Raw genomic sequence first — 687 nt, 5'->3', positions numbered from 1 at the left:
GAACAAACCTTTTAACGAGGTTATATTTTATGACGACGCAAGTACCGATAATACCGTTACACTGTTAACAAAGAGAGGTTGTACCGTAATTCAAGGCGACGAAAACAAAGGCCCCGGCTTTGCCCGCAACATGCTTGCAGCAGCTGCAAATGGCCAATGGATTCATTTTCATGATATTGATGATTTTTTAGATCCTGATTACCTGGCAAAAACAGCCATTATTGCCCAAACAGGTAATTATGATGTGGTGCTGTGTAACGTTGATTGGTACGATACCGATCAAAAAAACATATTAATCAGCTGGAAATATTCCAACGGACAAATCAATCAGGATGCTGTTTCATACACCATTGCCCATCCCATTGGCGGCATAAACGGGTTGTACCGCAAAGAAAAATTTTTAACCACCGGAGGGTTCAATACCAACCTCCGCATTTGGGAGGATGCCGATTTGCATGTTAAATTGGCCGGTAGCGGCGCCCGGTTCTATGTTATTGAAGAAGTGCTTTCCATATCCATACGTTATTCAAATTCTGCAAGCGCCGATCAAACAGCAGGCTGGCTAACCCGCCTAAATCTCTTAACATCCTATCAAAGGCTATATTTTGATAAAACCATAAGGATTGTAATAGGCAGGCAAGCCCAGTTAGCCGCAAGTATTCTTATCATGGCACAGCAATACGATGC

1 protein-coding gene is annotated in these 687 nt (G+C 42.6%); it reads left to right on the top strand.

Annotated features, from left to right (window positions below; genetic code table 11):
- Positions 1 to 687 (top strand): glycosyltransferase family 2 protein (locus tag AC1DPZ_RS28525; protein ID WP_477409892.1); only part of this gene is annotated, 687 nt, incomplete at both ends.

This window comes from Mucilaginibacter sp. P4_G9 (assembly GCF_056400985.1).
This window is presented reverse-complemented; position numbering and strand designations above follow the sequence as displayed.